Source organism: Methylocystis sp. (assembly GCF_021731785.1).
Taxonomy (GTDB): domain Bacteria; phylum Pseudomonadota; class Alphaproteobacteria; order Rhizobiales; family Beijerinckiaceae; genus Methylocystis.
In genome coordinates, this window is the sequence record NZ_JAKFWS010000041.1 from 81,992 (window position 1) to 106,085 (window position 24,094).

Consider the following 24,094-nt stretch of genomic DNA (forward strand, 5'->3'; position numbering starts at 1 on the left):
CACGGCATCCCCACCACCAAGCAACCTGCTCGGTCTTGACGGCCGGGACTTCTTCGCGATCGAAAAGGCGGAACGAATTCAGCCCCACATCAAACACTTCCTGTTCGTGGAGGTCGAGCGTGCGCATCCTGCTGGTCGCCGGAGTCGTTGAAGCATCTGCAGGGGAACTATCGACGCAGGCGGCGCCCGCGAGCGACAAAGATACACCCATCACGCCGAGGGCTTTCTTGCCTCGGCCTTTGTTTTGTGGGTTGTCCGACGAGCGCGCCATTAGACCCCTCCTCATAAATCTCAAAAAACCGTACCGGGGGTTAAACAATAGCGCCCAGCGCGCGGGGGTCAATACTCTCCTCCGGGCGAGGCGGGCGCAGGCGCCGTGATTTTTCGCGAACCGCGACCCAAGAGAGTCTGTGCTTTTCTTGCGAAAAGCCGCCCCGGTCAGGGCGCCGAACTCCGACTCAATCAGGCGCTCGGCGGCAAAGCCGTTCCATGCAAGCGGCGTTTTCGGCGGGAGAATTGGTTCCCGGCGCAGATATGGCTATAGTCGGCGCATCCGATTGTGGACGGTCATCGCCTATGTCTCACCTCATCCGACATGTCGTCGTGACGGTCTTTGCAATGGCGGGCGCATGCCTTGCCGGATGCGCCAGCACGCAAACATCTCCGACGATCGCCGTCTCCGCCGTTGCGCCTCCGCCTTCGACTGATGCTGCCGAGCAGGCGGGGCCCGCGGAGACGGTCGCTGTCCACGGAGGCGAATTCTACGCCGAGATGAAAGACGCGGGCTTTAGTGTTCCAGCGGTGAAACCGGGCCAGGTCGATTCAGCATTCCATCGCAAGAATGTCGCCTATTCGACCAAGGAAGCGCCGGGGACAATCGTGGTCGATCCGACTAGGCATTATCTTTATTACGTCGAGGACGGAGGCCGGGCGACCCGCTATGGCATCGGCGTCGGACGCGAAGGATTCGCCTGGGCTGGGCAGGCGACGATCAAGAGCAAGCAGGAATGGCCTGACTGGTATCCGCCGAAGGAAATGATCGATCGCAGGCCCGACCTGAAGAAGCAGCTGGTTGAATTGCAGAGCGGGCTTGGGATGCACGGCGGTCCCGGCAATCCGCTCGGCGCGCGAGCGATGTATCTCTGGCAAGGGGATCGAGACACGCTGTTTCGAATCCACGGCACCAATGAACCGTGGACGATCGGAAAGAGCCAATCGTCGGGCTGTATCCGGATGATCAATCAGGACGCGATGGATCTCTATCAAAAGGCGGCTGTTGGAACTCGCGTTGTGGTTCTTTCCGCCAACGTCGCGCGTCGGTGAGCTGCAACTAGCCCTTTACGCGCGCATCCGAAATCCGGCGACTACGCTCATACCGCTAAGGCCGGATAGTCCGTGTATCCCACCGAGCCGCTCGTGTAGAACGTCGCCGGCTGAGGTTCGTTCAAGGGTGCGTTCCTGCGAAATCGCTCGGCGAGGTCCGGGTTGGCGATGTAGAGCCTGCCAAACGCCGCCGCGTCAGCGTCGCCCGCGGCGATTGCGGCTTCGGCGGTTTGCGCATCATAGCCTTCATTCACGATATAGGCGCCGCCGAATTCCGTCTTGAGAAAGCGCCCGATCGCGTCGGGGCCGGCATGTTCGCGGGCGCAGATGAAGGCGACGCCGCGCTTGCCGAGCTCTCGCGCGACATAGCCGAAGGTCGCCTTGGGGTCGGAATCGCCCATCGAATGGGAATCGCGGCGCGGCGCCAGATGCATGCCGACGCGGCCAGGTCCCCAGATCGAGATGGCGGCGTCGGTCGCTTCAAGCATCAGGCGCGCGCGGTTCTCGATCGACCCGCCATAGCGGTCGGTTCGCTTGTTGGCGTTGTCCTGGAGAAACTGGTCAAGCAAATAGCCGTTGGCCCCGTGCAGCTCTACGCCGTCGAAGCCGGCCGCTTTGGCGTTTTCGGCGCCGCGCCGATAGGCTTCGACGATTCCTGGAATCTCGGAAAGCGCCAGCGCCCGCGGAACCGGATAGGCTTGGTAGGGTCGCAAGAGACTCACATGTCCGGCGGGCGCGATAGCGCTGGGCGCTACGGGCAGCGCGCCGCTGAGATAGATCGGATGCGACACGCGACCAACATGCCAGAGCTGCAGCATGATGCGTCCGCCAGCGTCGTGAACCGCTTCAGTGATCCGTCTCCATCCTTCGATTTGCGCGTCCGACCAAATTCCCGGCGTGTCGGGATAGCCGACGCCCATCGGCGTAACGGATGTCGCCTCAGTGATGATGAGTCCGGCGGACGCGCGCTGCGCATAATAGTCCTTCATGAGCGCGTTCGGGACGCGTCCCTCGCTGGCGCGGCAGCGGGTTAGAGGCGCCATAATGATGCGATTGGGCAATTCGATCTCGCCAAGACGCACGGGTTGGAGCAGTGCTGACATCTGAGTCCTCGAGATCAGCGTCGCGGACGGGCCTGCAACCGCATGTTGATCGAGACCTATCTATATGCGGCTGAGGGCTAAGCGAATATGGCTGGCGGCTCAGGACAGCCAGAGGAACATCGGCCAGTGACGAAGAGCTACGACGCCATCGTGATCGGCGCAGGACAGAACGGCCTCACCTGCGCCTGCTATCTCGCAAGGGCTGGACTGTCGGTGCTCGTGCTGGAGCAATATAGCGCGATTGGCGGCATGACCATTTCCGAAGAGCTCACGCTGCCTGGCTTCCAATCGGATGTGCACGCCAGCGGTTATCAACTCGCCAACATTTCGCCGGTTCCGGCGGAACTCGATCTCGCGGGGCATGGCGTCGAGCTGATCGAACCAGAGCGCGTTTATGCGCACGCGTTTCCAGATGGCCGCTCCATTGTCGTCGAGCGCGATTTGGATCGCACCATTGCGGCGCTCGAACCCTGGTCCGCGCGCGACGCAGCCGTCTGTCGGCGGCTCTTTGAGCTTTTTAAAGCCGAGCGACCGAATCTCGTGCAAAGCATGTTCAGCACGCCGCCGAGCTTCGCGGCGACCGCTCAGGTGCTTGAGTCGACTCCGGGTGGCATGGCGCGCGAACGCTTCTCCTTGCAGAGCGTCCGCTCATGGGCGAACGAAACCTTCGAAACCGAGGCCGTGCGCAGCCTTTTTGGCGCTTTCGGTCTCTTCGTCGGTTCGGCTCCCGACGACGCCGGCGGCGCAGAGATCGCCTGGCTATTCGGTGCGTTGTTGCAGCAGACCGGCAATAATCTGGTGCGGGGCGGCATGCATCAGGTCAGCCGCGCCTTGGCAAGCGTGCTTGCCAAATATGGCGGCGAGATTCGCACCAGCGCCGCCGTGGATCGAATTCTGGTCGACAATAATCGCGCCATCGGCGTGCGCCTCGCGATCGGCGAAGAAATCGGCGCGCGACAGATCGTAGTCTCCTGCACCGATCCGAGTCAGCTGGTAAACCGCTTTCTCGGCGCCGAAGTCGTCGGCAAAGAGATCGCAGACGCCATGGCGACCTATGAATGGGGCGACGCGACCATGGCGATGTATGTAGCGCTCGATCGCCCCGTCGAATTCGCCGCCGGGGCCGAACTGCGTCAGGCGGCGCATGTCCATCTCAGCCCGCCTTCGATCGGCGCAATGGCGGAAGCGATGAATCAGTGTCGCGCCGGCGAACTTCCCAATGCGCCGCTCATCGTCGCCTGGAATGAATCAGCTATCGATTCCAGTCGGGCGCCGGAAGGCAAGGCGCTCATGAAGTTCGTCGTGCTCGGGACGCCTTGGAAAATCTCCGAGGACGCGACCGGCAAAATCGCTGCCTCTGACTGGGATTCTGCGAAAGAGACCTACGCCGCGCATCTTCTTGAATCGATCGAGCGCGACTATTTGCCGGGCTTACGGCGACAGATCCTGAAATGCGTTGTGCATTCGCCGGTGGACATGAATCGCAAGCTGAGTAGCGCCGTCAAAGGCACGATCAGCCACGGCGCGATGCTGCCCTATCAGAAAGGTTCGATGCGTCCTGTGCCCGGCTTGGGACAATACCGCACCCCAGTTCCGAACGTCTATCTTGGCGATTCCGGTTGCCACCCGGGCGCCGGGGTCTCCATGGCGCCCGGCCACAATTCAGCGAAAACGATTCTTTCCGATCTTAAACTTGGATAGCCGCCGAGCGTCTATTTCGTGCAGCGCTCGGACAGAAACTTTGCGTCGATGGTAAAGCCCGAGCGCGCCCCGCTCGCCGTCGTTCTCGACTGCGCCCGATACCAGTTCTGGAAGTCGCCGGTGAATAGCAGGCTGGTGACGTCACGCGAATCCTTCGGACCACATTCGATCGTGACGATAATCTGGTCTTTCGCCTGCGTGACTGACGGCTTGGCGCAATTTTCGTCCTGGGCGCCGATGATGCTGTCGCCTTCTTCAATGCAGACTTCATTGGTCCGCATGCCGATCTCGGGCGAGATCGTTGAAATGCGCCATAGGCCGGGACGGCGCTTTGGCAGATCATCGTCCGCTGCGCATGCCGACGAAGCCGCGCCCGCAATGAGCGAGAGCGAGAAGACGATCCCGAAAGGCGTGAGTCTCCAGAGTTTCATCGCAACTCATTATCGCGAAACGCTGCGGCGATCGACGACTGCTCGTTGCTCAAACCGCAGCCTGCCGATCTTTCCCGCTCTGCGCCAGAGATTGTCCTGTTGCGTCGGTCATTCAGTCGAACTTACGCTCCGCGCCCTGATAGCGACGTGAGTTCGACTGATGAGACTATTGAATCGAGCGCCGATCGGTCACCGCCTTGCCCTTGTCGCGAGTGCGATTCTTTTCGTCGCGGCGGTGGAATCCGGCGTTTTTGCCGCCGATCTGTCACGCGCGCAGATCGAACAAAAGCTGGCTGAAGCGCATGGCAAACCGATTGATCTTGCGAATCTCGATCTCTCGGGCGTCGATCTCTCCGGCCTCGATTTGCATGGCGCGGATTTCTTCTCAACCAAGCTCTCGGGCGCCAAGCTTGCAAAGGCCGATCTCTCCGGGGCGAATTTCACACGCGCCGAATTGCAGAACGTCGACTTCTCGGGCGCCTTAATGAAGACCGCTACGCTCTATGCCGCGCTTTTGGACGGCGCGAATTTTGCGAATGCCGACCTGACGAATGCGCGGATCATCGGCGGCGGAAAGGGCGTGAACTTTCGCAACGCGAAGCTGATCGGCGCGGATCTTGGCGCCGATCCCGCCAATCAGGGCATGGTTCCCGTGCGCGCCGAACTTCCGGACGCGAATTTCGATGGCGCGGACCTTACGCGCGCCAATCTCACGCATGCCGTTCTTACCGGCGCGACATTCACCGGCGCTGTCGTCACCGGCGCCCGGTTCGATTATGCCGTGCTCGACGGCTCGAACCTTTCTCTCGGGCGGTGACGCTAAGCGTCTTGCCGATTGTTCCTGGTCTTTTGAGGAATTATTCCGCAAGACGCAACGAGCGCGCTGCATTAAGAGCGTACAACCCTACAACACGCGCCGGCATCATGAACGTCAATCGCCTGTGGTCGATTATTTCTATGCCAGTCGCGCTGCTTGCGCTCTGGCCGATTGGTCCCGCAACCTGTGCAGGCGATATCGAACGCGGCCATTATCTCATTGAAGCGCTGACGGCTTGCGACAATTGCCATACGCCGCGCGGCGCGGATGGCTATGATTTCTCGAAGCGCTTTTCAGGCGGCGCGCAGACATTCTCCGACAAAACTTACGTCGTGCGCGGACCGAATATCTCACCGGACGCCGAAACCGGCGTCGGCGCGTGGACTGTCGAAGAATTGCGCGCCGCCATCGTCGATGGCGTTGGACGCGACGGTCGCCTCGCGCCGGTCATGCCGTCGGACTCGTACAAGGCGCTGACGGCGCGCGATCTCGACGCCATCATCGCCTATCTGCGTTCGGCTGCGCCGGTGCGGGCGCCGCTCCAGGCGCCGCAGCAGCGGCGGGGAGAATGGGCGCCCCACCCGATGCCTGGGGCGCCGGCGGCCTTCGATGAAGGATCTCTCGCCGACAAAAACGCGCACGGCCTCTACGTCGGATCGCTCGCCCGCTGTATGTCCTGCCACAGCGAAGAGATCGACGGCGCGCCAGATTATCAAAATCGTCTAGGCGCAGGGGGCAAAATCTTTCGTAACCCGGCAGGCGTCGCCGTCGCCTCGAATATCACGTCACATCAGGAAAAGGGCGTCGGCACCTGGTCGGACGATGAATTGAAGCGCGCGATAACGCAGGGCGTCGCGCGCGACGGCGCGCCGCTCAGGCCGCCGATGTCGACGCTCTCCAAGGCGCATTTCTCGAAAATGTCGCCCGATGATCTCGATGCGCTCGTCGCCTGGATACGGACCATTCCGCCAAAGGAATGAGCTAACGCGGATTTGACGCCGCGTCGCGGATCGCCTCGGCAAGTTCGCCTTCGAAAAGCAGCGCTGAACCGTAATGCGTCTCGACGTCAAAAGACCGCTTTTGATTCATGTCCAGCGAAGCGCTGTGCATCGCGATCAAACGGCCATCTTCGGTAAAGAGGCCAGAACCCGAACCGCCATAGCCGTCATTGCAGTCGTGACGCGCGCGACGAACGTGACCTTCAGTCGGTTCGTCGACGCGATAAATGTCGCATGACTCTGTCGTGGCGGCCAACCGCGTGTTGGAATGTCCCGCCGGCGAGACCATCAACACCTTCAATCGCGCCCCTGTGGCGACATCGCTCACGTCAGGCGCGGGCTGCGGTTTGACGGCGTCCGGCGTCGGTTGCAGCAGGCGCAGCAACGTCCAATCGTCGGTGATATGCAGGCCTTTCGACTCGACGGAAGCGCCGATGCGTAAGCTGTCGTCATCAAAGTAATAGTCACCGCCCGCGATCCTGAAGAAGCAATTCGTCACCGGATGGGTCGGCGCGAGGCGCCGATCGACGAAGTTGTGCGCATTCATCACGACGAGATCATGCGAAGCAATCAGCCAGGCGGCCGCCGCGCGCTCCAGCGTTCCATAATCGGAGTAGCACATGAGCACGCCCGCGCCGGCGAAGCGATCGATGTCGGCTTCCGTCATCGCTTTTCGCCTGTCGTCGCCGTAGAGCGCCGCGTGGGCCGTTTGTGCGCCAATGCGCGCGAGCGCCGCGCCGATCAGCATCAGCGCGACCAACGCGAGGGCGCGCCGAACGCCTAGTGAGCGCAAGCTGAATCGATACGAAGCGTAACGATCGGACGCAGACGAATTCCTTCGCGCAAAAGCTCCCAACATTCGATCTCAAGGCGGCGTGAAGACGATCGCCCTCAACAAAATCCTCCTGCCATTCTGCGTCAAGCCTTCACTGGTTCGGGAAGTATCGGGAGGATAGGCACCGATCTTTCCCGAGACACATTACCGATAAATCGTGAAGACTCGGCGTTGCGCTTAAACTTATATGCCGGCGGATCGTCTCCCGAAAGTGCGCGCCGACGCGCAGCGGGAATAAGCGACCGTCAATGAACCACGGCGGCTTACATTTTTGGCCGTCTATTTGCGGGGCGACGTCGCCGTCGAAGAAGCCATGAAGGCATCCGGGCGACGTTGCAGGAGGACTCGTCGATGAGGAAACTGCTGAATTCCGTGTCCCTGTTGTCCGTGCTGCTCGCGACGCCGGTTGCGACGATGTCCGCCGCGGTTGCCGAGGACAAGCTCGAAGCTCTGACGAAGAGCGAGAACAACTGGGCGATGCAGGGCAAGAACTACAGCTCCGACCACTACAGCACGCTAACCCAGGTCAACGCCGACAACGTCAAGAACTTGAAAGTCGCCTGGTCGTTCTCGACCGGCCTGTTGAGCGGCCACGAAGGCTCGCCGATCGTGATCGACGGCAAGATGTACGTTCATACGTCCTTCCCGAACAACACTTTCGCGCTCAACCTCGACGATCCGACCCGGATTCTTTGGCAGCATAAGCCCAAGCAGAACGCCGCCGCGCGCGCCGTCGCCTGCTGCGACATCGTCAATCGCGGACTCGCCTACTGGCCCAGCGACGGCAAGACGCCCTCGCTTATCGTCAAGACGCTGCTTGACGGCCATGTCGTCGCGCTGAACGCCGACACCGGCGAGGAAGTCTGGAAGATCGAAAACTCAGATTTCAAGGTCGGCTCGACGCTGACCGTCGCGCCGCACATCTATAAGGACATTGTGCTCATCGGCAGTTCGGGCGCCGAACTCGGCGTGCGCGGCTATATGACCGCCTATGACGTGCGCACTGGCGAACAGAAGTGGCGCGCCTATGCGACCGGTCCCGATTCGGACGTCCTGATCGGCGACGACTTCAACAAGGCCAATCCGCATTACGGCCAAAAAGGCCTTGGCACTGCGACGTGGGAAGGCGACGCCTGGAAGATCGGCGGCGGCACCAACTGGGGCTGGTTCGCCTATGACCCGGGCACGAACCTCGTCTACTATGGCAGCGGCAATCCGGCGCCGTGGAACGAGACCATGCGTCCTGGCGACAACAAGTGGACCATGACCATCTGGGGTCGCGATCTCAACACGGGCGAGGCGAAGTTCGGCTATCAGAAGACGCCGCATGACGAATGGGACTACGCGGGCATCAATTTCATGATGCTCAGCGAGCAGAAGGACAAGGACGGCAAGCTGCGCAAGCTGCTGACCCATCCGGACCGCAACGGCATCGTCTACACGCTCGACCGCACCGACGGCACGCTGGTCTCCGCCGACAAGATCGACGATACGGTCAATGTGTTTAAGAAGGTTGATTTGAAGAGCGGCCTGCCGGTGCGCGATCCCGAATATGGCACGCGCATGGATCACCTCGCCAAGGACATCTGTCCCTCGGCGATGGGCTATCACAATCAGGGTCTCGACTCCTATGATCCGACCAAGGAGCTGTTCTTCCTCGGCGTGAACCACATCTGCATGGACTGGGAGCCCTTCATGCTTCCCTATCGTGCGGGCCAGTTCTTCGTCGGCGCGACGCTGAACATGTTTCCGGGTCCCAAGGGCGATCGTCAGAAGGCTGAAGGCCTCGGCCAGATCAAGGCCTACAACGCCATCACCGGCAAGTTCAAATGGGAGAAGATGGAGCGCTTCGCTGTTTGGGGCGGCACCGCCGCGACCGCCGGCAATGTCGTCTTCTACGGAACGCTCGACGGCTTCATCAAGGCCCGTCACAGCGACACCGGTGAACTGCTGTGGAAGTTCAAGCTTCCTTCGGGCGTCATCGGCCATCCGATCGTCTATCAGCACAAGGGCGTCGAATATCTCGCCATCATGTATGGCGTCGGCGGTTGGCCGGGAGTCGGTCTTGTGTTCGACCTCCAGGATCCGACGGCTGGTCTCGGCGCAGTCGGCGCCTTCAAGCAGCTCGCCAACTATACGCAGATGGGCGGCGGCGTGATGGTGTTCTCGCTCGACGGCAAGGGCCCCTATGACGATCTGAGCGTCGGCGAATACAAGGCGAACTGATCGCCTGCCGTTCGCTCGATCTCTTCCCGCCTGAGGCGGTTGCGAGACGCCTGCTCGGACGCGCCCCCGTGCGTCCGAGCAGGCGATCGGAATGATCACGGAAATCAAACAATGTCGCGGATCACTCGCTTGTCTCTCGTTTTCGGCGGCGCGTTCGTCATCGCCCTCGCGAGCGTCGGCGCAAGAGGCGCCTCGTTTGGCGGCTCCGGCGACGCCACGTCGAATGCGGCGGCCGCGCCAACAGCGGAGCAGGCGCCGCCGGCCGATCCCGGTACGCTTCGCATTTGCGCGGCGAAAAATCAGCCACCGCTGTCGATGGAAGACGGCTCCGGACTTGAAAACAAGATTGGCGTCGCGCTCGCCGGCGCCATGAAGCGCAAGGCGGAGTTCGTGTGGTCGCAGCGGCCGGCGATCTATCTCGTGCGCGATTATCTCGACAAAAAGCTTTGCGACGTCATCATCGGCCTCGATACGGGCGACTCGCGCGTCGAGACATCAAAACCCTACTACCGGACCGGCTATCTCTTTATCAGCCGCGCCGATCGCGACCTCGACATCAAATCCTGGTCCGACCCACGCTTGAAGAAGCTTGGCCGCATCGTCGTCGCCTTCGGGTCTCCCGGCGAGTTGCTGCTCAAGGATATGGGCCAGTACGAAGACAATATGGCCTATCTCTATTCGCTGGTGAATTTCAAATCGCCGCGCAATCAATATACGCAGATTGATCCCGCGCGAATGGTCGGCGAGGTGGTGAGCGGCGCGGCGGATATCGCCGTCGGATTCGCGCCGGACGTGGCGCGCTACGCGAAGGCGTCGACGACGCCGTTGCGGATGACGCTGATCGAAGATGACGCGACAAAGAGCAATGGCGAAAAAGTGCCGCAGCGCTTCGATCAATCAATAGCGGTGCGACGTGACGACAAGGCGCTGCTGGCCGAAATCGACCAGGCGCTTATCGCTGCGCGGCCGAAGATCGATGACATCCTCAAGGTGGAAGGCGTTCCCCTTCTTCCCGTCACCCAATAGATGCGCGGCGCGTCAAAACATACAGGACGAGAAATAAGTGTCTAAAAGAAAAGGAAGCGTTTCGGTTTACCTCATCGGCGCCGCGGCGAGCCTTGTTGCGCTCGGCGCCATCGCTCAGACCGCAGGGATTACCTTCCGCAACACCATCACCGGCGAAGTGCTCAAGTTCGACGATGCGCTGCCTGAAGGAAGGGACACCCCGGGCGTCAAGCAGTTCATGGCGTCAGGCAAAAATCCCTATAACGAGGATACAAGCTGCCTCAAGCAGGGCGAACAGCTCTTTCTGTCCGCCTGCTCCGGCTGTCATGGCCACCTCGCCGAAGGAAAGATCGGCCCCGGCCTCAACGACGCCTATTGGACCTATCCGCAGAACGAAACCGACGAAGGTTTCTTCTCGACGATCTACGGCGGCGCTCAGGCGTCCATGGGGCCGCAGTATGAGAATCTGACGCTCGACGAAATGCTCAAAGTGATGGCCTGGATCCGTCACCTCTTCAAGGACGCGCCGGAAAAGGCGAACTGGCTGACTGCGGAGCAGCGCAAGCAGTTCAAACCCTACGCCGGTCACGAGACGCTGCCGGAAAATCCGCCCGGTCAGTGCCAGTCTAAGGCGAAGTAGCTTTCACGCCGCCGTCGCCCGGGGGCGCAAACAAGGAGGCGCGAGCCTCGTAAAGGGAGGAAACTGATGCATAAGATGCATTTCGCCGCGGCGCTTGCCGTCGGAATTCTGTTCGGCACCGGCGGCGCGTTCGCCTATGACGGCACCAAATGCAAGGCGCCGGGCAATTGCTGGGAGCCGAAGCCCGGCTTTCCGGACAAGGTCGAGGGTTCGAAATACGATCCCAAGCACGATCCCAAGGAAATCGCCAAACAGCAGGCGTCGATCCAGGGCATGGAAGAGCGCAACAAGAAGCGGGTCGAGAATTTCAAGAAGACCGGCAAGTGGGAATATGACGTGAGCAAGATCGCTCAATAAGTTTCATCGCGACTTCAGCGCGGTGATCTAGCGGCCACGATCTGGAGCTGGCGCTTTCGACAACGGCGCAGCGGCCCCATTCCCGAGATCGTGGCCGCCTTTCCATTTGGCGGGCTAAGGTCAGGCTTTGAACGCTACGTTGCATGTCGTTGAGAAGTTGGCCGATTGGCGTGAGCGCGCCCTAGAGTTCGAGCGGGAAATTCAGAAGGCCGTTCTCGGGCAGGCGCGCGTCATTCGGCTGGTGACGATCTGCATTTTCGCGCGCGGCCATGTGCTGATCGAAGGCGATGTGGGCGTCGGCAAGACGACGCTGCTGCGTTCGGCGTCGCGGGCGCTCGGCGGCGATTTCGCGCGTGTCGAGGGCACGGTCGACATGATGCCGAGCGACATTCTCTATCACACCTATCTTGGCGAAGACGGCCGCCCGCGCGTCGAACCCTCGGAACTGCTCCGTTTGGCCGAAACGCTGCCGGTCTTCTTCTTCAACGAGATCAATCGCGCGCGTCCCCAGGTCCACTCGCTGCTATTGCGGCTGATGGCCGAGCGAAGCGTTTCGGCGTTCAATCGCGTGTATCATTTTCCCTATCTCAACGTATTCGCCGACCGGAATATGGTGGAGCGCGAAGAAACATTCGAGTTGCCGGCGGCCGCCCGCGATAGGTTTTTCATGGAAATTCCCATGGCGGCGCCGGATGACACAGAATCCCGCCGAAGGCTCGTCTTCGATCCGGCGTTTCATGATACGGAAACTCTTCTCGAACGAGTCAGTCCCGGCTCATTCGACTATCGCAAGATTCCCGAGGTTTCGCGCGCGATTCAGACCGAGGTGAAATCGAGCGAGGCGCTTGAGCGCTATGTGCTCAATCTCTGGCAAGCCCTGGTCAAGCCAAGTTCCGCCGGCGTGTCGTTGCCGGATGTCGACGTCAGCAGTCTCATCAAGGGCGGCGCAAGCCCGCGTGCGCTGGCGGCGCTGGCGCGCGCCGCGCGCGTGCGCGCCTGGCTTGAGGGACGCAATTATCTCATTCCGGAAGATGTGCGCGACGTGTTCGTCGAAGTGATGGCTCACCGCATCTTCGTCGATCCGATTCACGCGTTGCGCGGCGACGATATCGTCAAGCGGCTGTGTCGCGCGGCGTTCGACGCGACGCCAGTTCCATGAATGGGATCGTCGATATACTCTATCGGCCCCGCGGACGCTTCGCCGCCAATCACGTCGGCGCGCATGTCTCGAGCGAAGTCGGCGGGATTGGAGTCTTTCGCGATCAGGCGCCTTTCATGCGCTATCCGGACGCGCGCCGCATAGACATCCGCGCGACGCTGCGCGATCCGTTCGGCGCGACCTATGTGCGCCGCTTCGAACAAAGAGCCTCGATCGACGTCTACGCGCTCGTGGACCTCTCCGGTTCGATGGGCTTCGTCGGCGCCGCCAATAGATTTCGCGTCGCCGTCGATCTTTGCGCCGCTCTTGCCTATTCGGTGACGCGCGTTGGCGATCGCTTTGGCGTATTCTCCTACGAAGGGGCCTTGATTGATCGGTCGACGATTCCTGCGACCCGATCGAGAAGAGCGGCGCTCGCCGCCGTCGAACGGCTAGGCGCAGAAACGCCGCGCGGATCGAGCGCCAAAGGCGTGCTGGACGCCGCGGCCGCGCTCGGCGCAACGCGCAAGCTCGTATTCCTCATCTCCGACTTCCGCTGGCCCGAGCCTCTGCTCGAGCAGGCATTCGACGCGCTTTCGCCGCACGATGTCGCGCCGCTCGTGCTGATCGACTCTCTTGAGTCGGCGCCGCCAAAATGGGGTGTGTTGGCGCTTCGCGACAGCGAGAGCGGCGGCCGCCGGCTCCTGGTGATGAGACCCGCGCTGCAGCGGCGCTGGATCGAAGCCGAGCAGGCGCGCCGGCGCAATCTTGCCCGTCTTTCATCGCTGCGAAGTCGGGCGCCGATCTATATCGAGGACAGTTGCGATCCCGTCGATCTCAGCATTCGGCTGACGGCGGCGTGAGGCGCACGATGCGCATTGCCTGTCTCGCCCTCGCGCTCATCGCAACGCTTCCCGCCTCCGCGCAGGAGCCGACAGTACGTGTCCACTCGGCGCGTCCATTTGGATATTTTGTCGGCGATCTCATCCATGCGCGCATCGACGTGTCGGCGCCAGAGAACGCCGCGCTTTCGCGCGCGTCCTTGCCGAAACCCGGTGCGCTGACCGGTTCGCTCGATCTTCGGGACGTCAAATTTCGCGAGGTAAGCGAGAACGGCGCACGCATCTGGCGCCTTGCTCTCACCTATCAGAATTTTTATGTCGCGCTCGACGCGCGGGAAATTGAAATTCCAGGCTTTGATCTCGCCATTTCGACGGCAGAAGGCACAGAGACCGTCAAGGTTCCGGCGTGGCGCGTCGGCGTTTCGCCCTTGCGCGAGGTCGCGCCGCAAAAGCAGGACGATCCCGTCGATTACATGCGACCGGACGGTTCGACTCCTTTTGTTGACGAAGCGACGCCGCGACATCTCGCCGTCGCCGCGGGCGTCGCTGCTTTGCTGGCCTTCGCCCTCGTCGCGCGCGATCGCGCCTGGCCTCCCTTTCAACGGCGTAAGCCGCGTGTCTTCTCGGCGCTTGCGAATGAATTCTCGACGCGGGGCGCTGGGTCCGATGGCAGCGAATTGGATGCGGCGATTCAGTCGGTGCATCGCGCGCTCGATACGGCCAACGGCGCAACCTTGTTGTCCGCCGATCTGTCCGGCTTCCTGCACAGACGTCCCGAGTTCCAGCCGCTGCGGATGGATTTTGAACGGTTCTTTTCCGCCTCGAAGCGGTGCTTCTTCGGCGACGAAAGGTTAAGCGATGATTTCCGCGCGGAGCAGCTCGCGCAATTCGTGAACGCGCTCGCCAGGCGGGAGCGCTCGGGATGAACGCTCTCGGCTTTGATCACATTGAGGCGCTGTTTTTGGCGCCGCTGGCGTTGATCCCGCTTCTGCGCTCCGTCTTGCGCGAGACGACAATACCCTCGCTTTTATCCGCCCCTGCCGACAGCCTTTCCGCTGTGGCCAGAGGTTGTCTCAAGCTCGGCGGCGTCATCGCGATCGGCGCGAGCCTACTCGGCGCAGCCGGTCCCTATGTTGCCGGCACGGAGGCGGAGCGCTTCGCCGAAGGCGCGCAGATCGTCATGCTGATCGACCGTAGCGGCAGCATGAACGAGACCTTAGCGGGACGCACGCCGTCTGGAAGCGAAGAGTCGAAGGCCGCGGCGGCGAAGCGCATTCTCAAACGTTTTGTCGAGGCGCGTCGTCACGATCTCATCGGCGTCGCTGCGTTCTCGACCGCGCCGATGCTGGTGACTCCGATCACGGATCATATCGACGCTACCGAAGCCGCGATCGACGCGATCGATCGGCCCGGCCTCGACTATACCAATATCGCCCGCGGTCTCGCGATGGCGCTGTCGATGTTCAAGACCAGCGAAGCCGATCTGTCGCGTGCGGTCCTGCTCATATCGGACGGCGCCGGCGTCATCGATCCCAAGCAGCGCGACGATCTGAAGGCGGAATTCCGCAAGACCAATGTCAGCCTCTACTGGCTATTTTTGCGCACCGAAGGCAGTCGAGGCATTTCCGACCAATCAGCGGGCGACGACGAGTCGCCGCAAGCCGCGCCGGAGCGGCATCTCGACCTTTTCTTCAGATCCCTCGGCGTTCCCTACCGGGCCTTTGAGGTTGAAAGCGCCGAAGCGACGGAGGAAGCGCTCAAGCAGATTGACCGTCTCGAACGCCATCCCGTTCGCTACGTCGAAACAATGCCGCGCACTGATCTGAGCGCGTCGGCTTTCGCGCTGGCGCTTGTCGCCACGGCGTTGCTTATCGTCGCAAAGCTCGCCGAAGTCGGCTTGGGCGTCAATGGCGGCGCGCGATGACGCTTCTGATCACCCGCGCCGCATCCTTGCATGCCAGAGTCACGGCGCTCTGGCGTGAAACGAGATCGTCGCTACTCGTCGCGCTCTGCCTCGCGCTTGTCATGGCGGCGGCCGCCGCGCTCATCGACTGGCGCCGCGCCGTCGCCGCCAATGATGCGATCGAAGCGCTGCGGCAGGGCCGCGACATCGCCGTTGACGCCAACGCCATGCCTGAAACGCTTCTTGCCCGCACCGTCTTTCTTGTGAAGCGAAGCGAAATCGACCGAGCCCGCGCAATGGTGGAGGCGCTCGATCGGAGCGCGAGCATCGATATGCGTGCGCGCGGACATTACCTACTGGCCAATGCGCTGCTGCGTAAGGCGTTCGACCAAATCGAACGGTCCGAATTCGATGCGGCCAATCCCTTCGTCAACCTCGCCAAGCGGGAATATCGCCGCGCGCTGCAACTCGCGCCCGACGACTGGAACGCCAAATACAATATGGATGTCGCCGCGCGGCTTGTCCGAGACTTTCCGGATTTTGAAAGAAAGGGCGGCGACGAACTGAGCGCCGATCCAAAAAAACTCTGGACCGATATTCCCGGCAAGCCGAAGGGTCTGCCGTGATGCGCCCGGACCTGCGCGATTCACGGCTCATCCTGCTCATGCTGGCGATGCTGTCGCTCGTCGCCACCTTCCTTGCGCCAAAGATCGCGACGCAACGTCCGTCTTTCGATTTCCTTGCCGTCGTCGACATCACGGGCAGCATGAACGTTCGTGATTATTCGGCGTCCGGCCTGCCGGTCAGCCGCCTCGACGCCGTAAAGACGGCGCTTCGCGCGCTGCTGGCGGAATTGCCCTGTCCATCGCATATCGGTCTCGGAGTCTTCAGCGAACGCAGAACATTCCTGTTGTTCGAACCAATCGACGTTTGCCGCGACTTTGCGCCGCTCGATGCCTCGATCGAGGCGCTCGATTGGCGCATGGCCTGGGAAGGCGACAGCCGCGTGTCCGCTGGACTGTTTCGCGCAATCGACATGGCGCGCGAATTGAAGAGCGATTTGCTGTTCTTCACGGACGGGCAGGAGGCGCCGCCGCCGCCGGCCCGCGGCGCGCCGACATTTGACGGGCGCGCCAGCGAGGTGCACGGCCTCATCGTCGGCGTCGGCGGCTATGAGCTTTCGCCAATTCCGAAGTTCGACGATCGGGGCCGCGAGATTGGATTCCTCGGCGTCGACGACGTTCCGCACGAGAGTCGTTTCGGCCTTCCGCCCGAAGGCGCCGAGCGGCGCGAGGGCTACAATGCGCGTAACGCTCCCTTCGGCGCAGCGGCGGCGGTCGGAGTCGAACATCTGTCTTCCGTAAAGGAAGACTATCTGCGTTCGCTCGCCGAAAAGACCGGTCTCGCCTACGCGCATCTCGAAGACGGAAGGCGGCTGTGGACCGACTATGCCGCGGTCGCTTCCCTGCGGCCGCGCAAAGCCGCGTTCGATCTACGTCCGCTCTTGGGCGCAGCGGCTGCGCTTTTTTGCTTTCTTGCCGCCGCCGGACCTTTGCTCGCCCGGGCTTTCCTCCGCGCACGACAAGCGCGCTTCCACCGTCATCTGCAACCAGGGAGATAAAGATGAAAAAACTGCTGGGGCTCTTCGCCCTTCTGATTTGCGCGCCAGCGCTCGCGCATGGGCCGACGCCGATCAAGATCGACGAGTCCATTGTCATCGCCGCCGATCCGAAAGCCGTGTGGGCCGTCGCCGGAAAGTTCGACGGGCTCGCGAAATGGCATCCCGACATTCAATCGGTCAAGGCGACTGGCGGGGACGCGGCGGGCGCGGAACGCGAAATTGCTTTCAAGAAGGGCGGCGTTCTGAAGGAAGGTCTCGACGAATATGACCCGGGCGCGTTCAAACTGTCCTGGCGCATGTCCGATCCGAATCTCGATGCGATGCCTGCGAGTTCCTACACGCTGACGTTCATGATCGAGCCCGCGCCGGCAGGCGGGAGCCTGGTGAAATGGTACGGCCGACTCTATCGCGGCGATACGAGCAATGAGCCTCCGGAAAACCTCAACGACGACGCAGCGCGCGCTGCGATGTCGAGCTTCTTGCACGACGGCCTCCAAGGCCTGAAGAAGAAGATGGAAGGGAAATAGCCGCAGCGATGCGATTTGGCGCAGCGATCATTTTCGCGGGCGTCTGCGCGCTCCTGGCCGCTTGCGGCGAAGAGAAGCGCAGCGCCGAACAAGACGACATGATCGAACCGTATAGCGGCAAGGGCGCCAATAATTGGCTGCGCGCCGCTGACCATACGGAGCCGGCGCTCTGGCTCGCTCGACGCGAAGCCGGCGGCGCCGCCGTCAGGGAACGCGCGCCGGCGGTGGAGCGAATACGAGCGGCTCTGCTCTCGGCGCGGGCGCATGTCCTGGAGACCGACCGTATGCTGGCCAACCGCACCGCTCAGCTCGGACAGATGCTGGCGGACGATGGCCATGCGGAGGACTTCGCACAGTTGATCAGCTCTCTTGTCGACGTCGCGGCGGCGGCGGGACAAAAGCAGACCTATGGCGAGCTTTGCCAGCACTATTACAATCTGCGCCATGCCGGAATTGAACGCGACGCGGCGCTTGCCGCGCTCGCTTCGCGCTACAGCGCGCAAAAGCAATTCAGGTAGCGCGCCTAAACAAGCTTCATCGCAACCTTGTTTTCGACGGCGATGCGCAGAAGGTCCGCCTTCGAGCGCGCGCCGAGCTTGCGCTTCAGCAAAATGCAATTGTTCGCGACAGTCTTGTAGGAGACCTTCAGAATATGCGCGATTTCCGTCATGTCCTTGCCGTCGGCGAGATTGCGCAGGATTTCAATTTCCCGACCGTTGAGGGCGTCGAGTGGGTTGCTGGCGCGACTCTGATCGGCAAAGGCGAGCTTCAGCGCAAAAGCGTTCGACAGATAGCGCTCGCCAGCCGCCGCCGCGCGAATAGCCTTGATGAAGACCCGCGGGTCCTCATTCTTGGCGACGTAACCGCGCGCGCCGCCTTCGATGGCGCGCGCCGCAAAAACCGGATCGCCATTCATGGTGAAGACGATGATCTTGGCGTCCGCGTCACGCTTTAAAATCCGGCGCAGCAGTTCGAAGCCAGAGACGCCAGGAAGATTGATGTCGAGCACAACAACGTCGGGCGCCGCGGCAGCATAGGCGTCAAGCGCCTCGTCGGCGTTGTGCGCCTCGAGCACTTCGATGTCCTTGTGTCCCGAAAGCATGCCGCGGCAGCCCTCGATCACCATGGGATGGTCGTCGACGATGAGAACGCGCATTGTTTTTTCGCTTGTTTTGATAGCCAAAACTTATGATGTGGGAACCGCCAGTCTTGTCAATCGATCGTCTATGATCGTCAACGGCAAAGCGCGGGATGGCGGACGAGGGCGCTTATCATGCTCGGTTTTTCGCTTAAGGCCAGACTGGGGTGGCTGATCGGCGTCGTGCTCGTCGCGACGCTGCTCATCAATCTTGCGATTCAGCTTCTTCATGCAGGACCACGGGTCCGCGCGGAAGCGGGAAGCAATCTCAGATTGATGCGGGAAGTTGTCTTGACGACGATAGCAAATCTTCCCGAGAACGAAGATCCGGCGCCGGCGCTGCGGCGTCTTTATGCGTCGCTCGGCAATCTTCGCCATTCGGATGTAGAGATTGTCGCCGCCAATGAATCCCCGCCTACGGATTGGCTCGAAAAGATTCGCCATTCCGATCGTGGCGTTCCGGAATGGTTTGTGAAGCTGGTTGGCGCCGCGCCGAGGGTATTGACGATCCCCGTGATCGTCGGCGGACGCGCATACAGCAATATCTTGGTGATCTCGAACCCATTCGACGAACTCGGAGAGATCTGGTCGGACATGGTGTGGCTTGCGGCCATCAGCCTTGCGGTCACCATCGTCTTCCTGACGCTTGTTCTCCTGTTCCTGCGTTATTCGCTTGCGCCCTTCGACGCCTTGAAGTCCGGCCTTGCGCAGTTGGAGGCGGGCAAGAGCGGCGTTCGCCTGTCGCTCGGCGGGGCGACCGAATTCAAATCGATAGCGGCGGCGCTGAATTCGCTCGGCGCGACGCTCGACCGCGTCAAGCAGGAAAATCGCGAACTCGTCGACAGGCTCCTTCAGGTTCAGGAAGACGAACGCAAGGACATCGCCCGCGATCTGCATGACGAGGCGGGTCCCTGCCTGTTCTCGATTCGCGCGACGTCCGCGACTTTACATGAGCTTGTGTCACACCCATCGCCTGATATTGGCCGCTTGAGGCAGATGAGCTCGTTGATCGACAAGGCCAGCGAGTCGCTCCAGTCCCTGTTCAGAGGCTTGCTCGACCGGCTGCGGCCAAAGGGTCTCGAAGAGCTTGGTCTGGAGCCGGCGCTGAAGGCGCTCTTCGCGTCATGGGCGCTTACCCATCCCGAGGTCGATCTGCGGCTCGTCGTTCGCCATGATCTTTCTCCGCTCGATGAGGAGACGGCGCTCGCGGTCTATCGCGTCGTGCAGGAGGCGGTGACCAATATATTTCGTCACTCCGGCGCGAACAGGGGCGAGGTCACGCTGGAATTCGGATTGGACGCGCCGGCGGACTCGCATGAGCTCGACGGGGAAGCGCCGCCGCAGCTCAAAATCGCCATTGAGGACAATGGCGTTGGCATTTCGGAAGGCTTCGTCCCCGGCATGGGACTGCTCGGTATGAATGAACGCGTGCGCGCGCTTGGCGGCGCGCAACGTATCGAAAGGCCGCAGTCCGGCGGCACGCGGATCATTGTGTCGATTCCCCTGCGCGACGACGGCGAATGATCTGGCGAAGTCGCGGCCGTCGCGACCCGGATCGGGAACTTCCGGCAAGAGAAATGATGAAAGTTTGAAGGTGAAAAGCTGCGGTCCCCTCATTATTCTCGACCGAAACCGCCGTCGCGGCGGATATCTGGAGGAGGAACGCCATGGCATGGACACAACCCACGATCGTCGAAATCTGCGTCGGCATGGAAATCACCAGCTACGAATCAGCTGAGTTCTGACCGGCCGTTTGGCGGTCCCAGCGCTGCATTAGGTCGGCGAATGGGAACGCAGCTCAGTAGCGCCAAATAGTCTTGATGCGCGAAGCGGCGCGTCGCCTCGGCGGCGTCGCCCCTCATTTGTTCACAGCGATGCTCGATCCTGCGCGCCAACTCGGGCGGCGCAGTGGCTCCGCGTCGTCGCTCGTCGACGCGTCGAACCCTTTCCAAACATGCCGATAGCAGCGGCGTTAGCCGAAAGCGCCGCCGGGCTGGTCGCGCAAAGTTTTTGGCGCTCAGCCGCATTTGCTGCTAGCATATTGTTTTTGAACGGCTCCGCCTTTCAGAACGCTTGCCCTCGGAAAAATTGCTCCTAATCTGGAGACAATCGAACCGCCGAGGAGAAGGGCATGGCGTCCAGCGGCTTCCATTTGCAGCTCAAAGGATACGGCCTGACCACGGCGAATATCCTCTATCGCCTCCCGGACTATCCTAAGATCATTCAATCTTACGTCTGGCAGGAATATGATCTCCATCCGGACTTCCCCGAGTTGCGCAAATTTCTCGATTTCTGGATGCACAGCCTCGATGGTCCGCTCCATTCCGTCATCGTCGCGCATTCAAACCTGATCAAGCCTGCCGAGTTGAAGCTCATGGACGGCGAATTTAAAGTGCAGTGAGCAGGGGTCCAATTTCGATCCCCGGCGTTTTTGCGCGAATGACCTTCCCCGCAACCTCGCGGCCCCGGAATGCGCTTGCATTGGGCCAGAGTTCGAGCCGCCTTGCGAAACGAGCTTCGGCGAGACAAAATCGCTGAAGTTTCAGAGCGAGGCGCGCCGTGAGCGATGAGAAAGACGCAAAATCTTGGATGGGTCCGTTGGAAGCGGCCGCACTGATCGCCGTCGTGGCCGCGGCTTTCTTTCTGGCGCGGCAGACTCGCGAAAGCCTTTCCCTGGATGAAGACCCCGAACCGCTCTCGCTGACCTTGGAGCGCGAAGCGGCCGAGGTGAACGCGACCCTTCCCGAAATGGTGAGCGACGGCGTTCGCCTGGACAAGGCGACCGCAGGCCCAGGCAACGCCTTCAATTACAATTATACGATCGTCGACGACGAAGCCGCCCGGACTCTGGTCGGCAACCCCAAGAAGCTCGCTCAATTGCAGACCCAGCTGCAGGAGCGTGTTTGCCTGACGATGTCGCATCGTCGCGCGAGCGGCGCGATCATTCGATATTCTCTGAAAGACAATGAAGGCAAGACGATCGCCGACGTCGCAATCGACGCGGGGGACTGCTGAGAGGGACGGCACCGGCTTTGGGTGCGCGATCGGCTGAAGGCTCAGGCGGACGCTTTTTTTTGCCAATCGCGCCGCGATGTTGAGCGCCGGCTCAGCGCCGTTCGCTTGCCGACGCACCCGCGACGCCGGGAAAGTCAGAACTTCTTGACTTCGACGCGGAGCTTTTGCAGCGCATAGCCGATTTGGCGCGGAGTCAGTCCGAGCAGCCGCGCCGCCTTCGCCTTCACCCAGCCGGCGCGCTCCATCGCGTCGATGAGACGGTCGCGGTCCGAACGCGCGTCCCGCTCGGCGGCGACGTAATTTTGGGGGAGGGGAGAGGCGTCGTCGGCCTGAGAGTCGGCGTCGACGCGCTCGCTCGCCGTGGGGAACGCCGGCGAAGCCAGGCGGTCGCGCGGAGGTGCCAAGGCGGCGACGGCCCCTGCAGGCGCCGAACGTTCCAGCGAGCCGCTCCAGAGCACTGAGGAGAGACAGCCGTCGTTGCGACAGGAGAAGTCCCTGTCGGTAATGACGCTGCCTTGCGCGAGGGTCGCCGTGCGGAACACGCAGTTTTCCAGCTCTCTGATGTTGCCGGGAAAGGCGCAGGCGTTGAGCACTTGCAAGGCCGAGTCGGAAAAGCTCAGCCGCCCGCCTTGCTCCGCGTTGAAGCGGCGCAGGAATTCATTGGCGAGAGGCTCCATATCGCCCTTGCGGTCGCGCAGCGGCGGTAGGAAGATCGGCACGACGCTGATGCGGTAGTACAGATCGGCGCGAAATTCGTTGCGCTTGACCGCTTCTTCGAGATTTTTATTCGTCGCGCAGACGAGACGGACGTCCACCTTCAAGGTGCGCGCGCCGCCCACGCGTTCGAATTCGCCCTCCTGCAAAACGCGCAACAGCTTGGCCTGGAAGGCCGGCGTGATCTCGCCGATCTCGTCGAGAAACAAGGTGCCGCCGTCCGCCAGTTCGAAACGGCCTTTGCGCATGTTGACTGCGCCGGTGAAGGCTCCGCGCTCATGGCCGAAGAGCTCCGACTCGAGCACGCTTTCGGGGAGAGCCGCGCAATTGAGCTTGACGAAGGGTTTTGACCGGCGCGGCGAGAGATTGTGTATCGCCGCGGCGAACAGTTCTTTGCCCGTGCCCGACTCGCCGCGCAGGAGAACCGTCGACTTGGCCTTGGCGACAACGCGGATTTTCTCGATCACTGCGCGCAACGCCGGGCTGCTGCCGACCACGCCTTTGACGCCGTTGATCTTGGTTTCGGCGTGCGGCAGGCGGTCGCCTTTTTCGAGCCAGGCCTTTTCCTGCATTAAGCGTTCGCGGTCGCGCGCGATAAGCTTGTGCAGCCGCAAGGTCTGGCCGACGAGATTGGCGATCATCGTCAGGAAGCGCACGTCATGATCGAACAGAGTAATCGAACGCTCGTCGTAGACGCGATCCACCGTCAGCGTGCCGACGACGGCGTCGCCGTCCTTGATCGGCACGCCGATCAGCGAGAAGGTTCTTCCGTCGCTCGGTCCCCATTCGGAAAGGTCGGAGCCTTCAAAGAGCGGCGAAGTTGCGACATTTTCGACGACGAGCGGCATTTTCGTCGCGACGATTTGCCCGACGGCGCGTTCGGGAAGTCGCTCGAAGAAACGCTTGGCGGAGTCTTCGCTCCAACCGGATCCGACCACAACCTCCGGCTCGCCCGACGCATCGAGCAACGCGATCAAGCCATGGCGCATGTCAAGAAAACTCGACAGTAGCGCCAGCACGCCGGCCAGCGTGCTTTCCAGACGGTTTGGCGACGCCAGGAGCTTCGAGATTTCGTAAATGCCGACGAGAGCGGTGTTTCTCACGTCGAATTCGCGCGCCTTCGGCGCGCTCGCGCCGCCTGCCAGCTGCAAACCCATACGTTCGTGCCTCACGACATGCGTGGGTGTTCTCGAATTATTCGACGCAAACATCGTGCCATACTCCTTCCAGCCGTTGCCGCGCAAAATAAGGAACTGCGACGGCAGCCAGCCGGCGACGGCTTGCGCTCTTTGCTGAAATCTTGCGCCTTTTGCCGACTCTTCCGGCGCCGTCGAGACGCCTGCCGCCGAGGTTTCCGACGCGCTGGACCGCTGAGGGTCGTTTACCTGTAATATGCGTCGCGCGTCGCCGATGATAGTGATGAAATTGCGCAGTCACATTTCATCGAAGGAAGGCTGGAACAGCAGTCCATCATTGCGTCGCCGCTCGATAGACGTTAAGCGCCGTCGAGAATAGGCGATAACTGATTCTACTTCTTAGGAGCCGATGCGATGAAGATTTCCGCACGCAATTCCCTGCCCGGCACGGTTAAGCACATCCAGAAGGGCGCGACCACGGCGCATGTGACGATAGACGTCAACGGCTTGACGGTCACAGCGTCAATCACCAATGAGTCCGTCGATGAACTTGGGCTTCGCGAAGGTTCGAAAGTCCAAGCTGTCATCAAGTCGTCGGACGTGATGATCGCGGTCGACTAGCGC

26 protein-coding genes are annotated in these 24,094 nt (G+C 61.5%); 21 read left to right on the forward strand and 5 right to left on the reverse strand.

Annotated features, from left to right (window positions below; all coding sequences use genetic code 11):
* Positions 1–576 precede the first annotated feature (576 nt).
* On the forward strand, positions 577–1,323 hold the full coding sequence (locus QZ964_RS08290) for a L,D-transpeptidase (RefSeq protein WP_292530912.1): 747 nt from the start codon (positions 577–579) through the stop codon (positions 1,321–1,323).
* Between the two features lie 47 nt (positions 1,324–1,370).
* On the opposite strand, the gene QZ964_RS08295 is transcribed toward QZ964_RS08290, so the two are convergent.
* Entirely contained in the window at positions 1,371–2,426 is a 1,056-nt protein-coding gene (locus QZ964_RS08295; protein WP_292530914.1) for an alkene reductase, read from the reverse strand.
* Positions 2,427–2,552: 126 nt separating this feature from the next.
* Here QZ964_RS08295 and QZ964_RS08300 point away from each other — a divergent pair, with 126 nt between their 5' ends.
* Positions 2,553–4,127 carry an NAD(P)/FAD-dependent oxidoreductase gene (locus QZ964_RS08300; RefSeq protein ID WP_292530915.1) on the forward strand — a complete coding sequence of 525 codons (1,575 nt, stop codon included), beginning with the start codon at positions 2,553–2,555 and terminating at the stop codon, positions 4,125–4,127.
* 11 nt (positions 4,128–4,138) lie between these two features.
* On the opposite strand, the gene QZ964_RS08305 is transcribed toward QZ964_RS08300, so the two are convergent.
* Positions 4,139–4,558 carry a DUF3617 family protein gene (locus tag QZ964_RS08305; protein WP_292530916.1) on the reverse strand — a complete coding sequence of 140 codons (420 nt, stop codon included), beginning with the start codon at positions 4,556–4,558 and terminating at the stop codon, positions 4,139–4,141.
* Positions 4,559–4,718: 160 nt separating this feature from the next.
* Here QZ964_RS08305 and QZ964_RS08310 point away from each other — a divergent pair, with 160 nt between their 5' ends.
* Positions 4,719–5,375 carry a pentapeptide repeat-containing protein gene (locus QZ964_RS08310; protein WP_292530918.1) on the forward strand — a complete coding sequence of 219 codons (657 nt, stop codon included), beginning with the start codon at positions 4,719–4,721 and terminating at the stop codon, positions 5,373–5,375.
* Between the two features lie 107 nt (positions 5,376–5,482).
* On the forward strand, positions 5,483–6,355 hold the full coding sequence (locus QZ964_RS08315) for a cytochrome c (protein WP_292530920.1): 873 nt from the start codon (positions 5,483–5,485) through the stop codon (positions 6,353–6,355).
* Between the two features lies 1 nt (position 6,356).
* On the opposite strand, the gene QZ964_RS08320 is transcribed toward QZ964_RS08315, so the two are convergent.
* Positions 6,357–7,166, reverse strand: coding sequence for a serine protease (locus tag QZ964_RS08320; RefSeq protein ID WP_292530921.1), 810 nt, complete (start codon positions 7,164–7,166; stop codon positions 6,357–6,359).
* A gap of 393 nt (positions 7,167–7,559) precedes the next feature.
* Here QZ964_RS08320 and QZ964_RS08325 point away from each other — a divergent pair, with 393 nt between their 5' ends.
* The 12 genes from QZ964_RS08325 (at position 7,560) to QZ964_RS08380 (ending at position 17,985) form a co-directional block, all read left to right on the forward strand.
* Positions 7,560–9,434 carry a methanol/ethanol family PQQ-dependent dehydrogenase gene (locus QZ964_RS08325; RefSeq protein WP_292530923.1) on the forward strand — a complete coding sequence of 625 codons (1,875 nt, stop codon included), beginning with the start codon at positions 7,560–7,562 and terminating at the stop codon, positions 9,432–9,434.
* Between the two features lie 111 nt (positions 9,435–9,545).
* Entirely contained in the window at positions 9,546–10,460 is a 915-nt protein-coding gene (moxJ, locus tag QZ964_RS08330; RefSeq protein ID WP_292530924.1) for a methanol oxidation system protein MoxJ, read from the forward strand.
* 37 nt (positions 10,461–10,497) lie between these two features.
* On the forward strand, positions 10,498–11,079 hold the full coding sequence (moxG, locus tag QZ964_RS08335) for a cytochrome c(L), periplasmic (RefSeq protein WP_292530926.1): 582 nt from the start codon (positions 10,498–10,500) through the stop codon (positions 11,077–11,079).
* 66 nt (positions 11,080–11,145) lie between these two features.
* Entirely contained in the window at positions 11,146–11,436 is a 291-nt protein-coding gene (locus tag QZ964_RS08340; protein WP_292530927.1) for a methanol dehydrogenase [cytochrome c] subunit, read from the forward strand.
* 127 nt (positions 11,437–11,563) lie between these two features.
* Positions 11,564–12,595, forward strand: a complete 1,032-nt coding sequence (locus QZ964_RS08345; protein ID WP_292530928.1) for a MoxR family ATPase — start codon at positions 11,564–11,566, stop codon at positions 12,593–12,595.
* Complete coding sequence (locus QZ964_RS08350) at positions 12,592–13,437, forward strand: DUF58 domain-containing protein (protein ID WP_292530929.1); 846 nt, start codon at positions 12,592–12,594, stop codon at positions 13,435–13,437. Before QZ964_RS08345 ends, QZ964_RS08350 begins: the two co-directional genes overlap by 4 nt.
* Before the next feature lie 8 nt (positions 13,438–13,445).
* Positions 13,446–14,342 carry a nonribosomal peptide synthetase MxaA gene (locus QZ964_RS08355; protein ID WP_292530930.1) on the forward strand — a complete coding sequence of 299 codons (897 nt, stop codon included), beginning with the start codon at positions 13,446–13,448 and terminating at the stop codon, positions 14,340–14,342.
* On the forward strand, positions 14,339–15,340 hold the full coding sequence (locus QZ964_RS08360; RefSeq protein ID WP_292530932.1) for a vWA domain-containing protein: 1,002 nt from the start codon (positions 14,339–14,341) through the stop codon (positions 15,338–15,340). Before QZ964_RS08355 ends, QZ964_RS08360 begins: the two co-directional genes overlap by 4 nt.
* Positions 15,337–15,945 carry an MxaK protein gene (locus QZ964_RS08365; protein ID WP_292530933.1) on the forward strand — a complete coding sequence of 203 codons (609 nt, stop codon included), beginning with the start codon at positions 15,337–15,339 and terminating at the stop codon, positions 15,943–15,945. The genes QZ964_RS08360 and QZ964_RS08365 overlap by 4 nt, the downstream gene beginning before the upstream one ends.
* Positions 15,945–16,940 (forward strand): vWA domain-containing protein, encoded by a 996-nt coding sequence (locus QZ964_RS08370; RefSeq protein WP_292531017.1) that lies wholly within the window; start codon positions 15,945–15,947, stop codon positions 16,938–16,940. Before QZ964_RS08365 ends, QZ964_RS08370 begins: the two co-directional genes overlap by 1 nt.
* A gap of 2 nt (positions 16,941–16,942) precedes the next feature.
* Positions 16,943–17,467, forward strand: coding sequence for an SRPBCC family protein (locus tag QZ964_RS08375; RefSeq protein WP_292530934.1), 525 nt, complete (start codon positions 16,943–16,945; stop codon positions 17,465–17,467).
* An 8-nt stretch (positions 17,468–17,475) separates the two neighbouring features.
* A complete protein-coding gene (locus QZ964_RS08380; RefSeq protein ID WP_292530936.1) occupies positions 17,476–17,985 on the forward strand; it encodes a hypothetical protein in 510 nt (169 codons plus the stop codon).
* A gap of 5 nt (positions 17,986–17,990) precedes the next feature.
* Here the strand turns inward: QZ964_RS08380 and QZ964_RS08385 are convergent, their stop codons facing one another.
* Positions 17,991–18,623 carry a response regulator transcription factor gene (locus QZ964_RS08385; protein ID WP_292530937.1) on the reverse strand — a complete coding sequence of 211 codons (633 nt, stop codon included), beginning with the start codon at positions 18,621–18,623 and terminating at the stop codon, positions 17,991–17,993.
* A 117-nt stretch (positions 18,624–18,740) separates the two neighbouring features.
* Here QZ964_RS08385 and QZ964_RS08390 point away from each other — a divergent pair, with 117 nt between their 5' ends.
* From QZ964_RS08390 to QZ964_RS08400, 4 genes are all read left to right on the forward strand, one after another.
* The gene (locus tag QZ964_RS08390; protein WP_292530938.1) at positions 18,741–20,129 is read left to right on the forward strand and encodes an ATP-binding protein; all 1,389 of its coding nucleotides are present in this window, start codon (positions 18,741–18,743) and stop codon (positions 20,127–20,129) included.
* A 143-nt stretch (positions 20,130–20,272) separates the two neighbouring features.
* On the forward strand, positions 20,273–20,350 hold the full coding sequence (gene pqqA / locus QZ964_RS21510) for a pyrroloquinoline quinone precursor peptide PqqA (protein ID WP_367119249.1): 78 nt from the start codon (positions 20,273–20,275) through the stop codon (positions 20,348–20,350).
* Positions 20,351–20,736: 386 nt separating this feature from the next.
* Positions 20,737–21,006: an usg protein gene (locus QZ964_RS08395; protein WP_292530939.1), complete on the forward strand. Its 270-nt coding sequence runs from the start codon at positions 20,737–20,739 to the stop codon at positions 21,004–21,006.
* Between the two features lie 158 nt (positions 21,007–21,164).
* Positions 21,165–21,620 (forward strand): hypothetical protein, encoded by a 456-nt coding sequence (locus tag QZ964_RS08400; RefSeq protein WP_292530941.1) that lies wholly within the window; start codon positions 21,165–21,167, stop codon positions 21,618–21,620.
* A gap of 134 nt (positions 21,621–21,754) precedes the next feature.
* On the opposite strand, the gene nifA is transcribed toward QZ964_RS08400, so the two are convergent.
* A complete protein-coding gene (nifA, locus tag QZ964_RS08405; protein WP_292530942.1) occupies positions 21,755–23,491 on the reverse strand; it encodes a nif-specific transcriptional activator NifA in 1,737 nt (578 codons plus the stop codon).
* 393 nt (positions 23,492–23,884) lie between these two features.
* Between nifA and QZ964_RS08410 the strand changes: the two genes are divergently transcribed.
* The gene (locus QZ964_RS08410; RefSeq protein ID WP_292530943.1) at positions 23,885–24,091 is read left to right on the forward strand and encodes a TOBE domain-containing protein; all 207 of its coding nucleotides are present in this window, start codon (positions 23,885–23,887) and stop codon (positions 24,089–24,091) included.
* Positions 24,092–24,094: the final 3 nt, after the last annotated feature.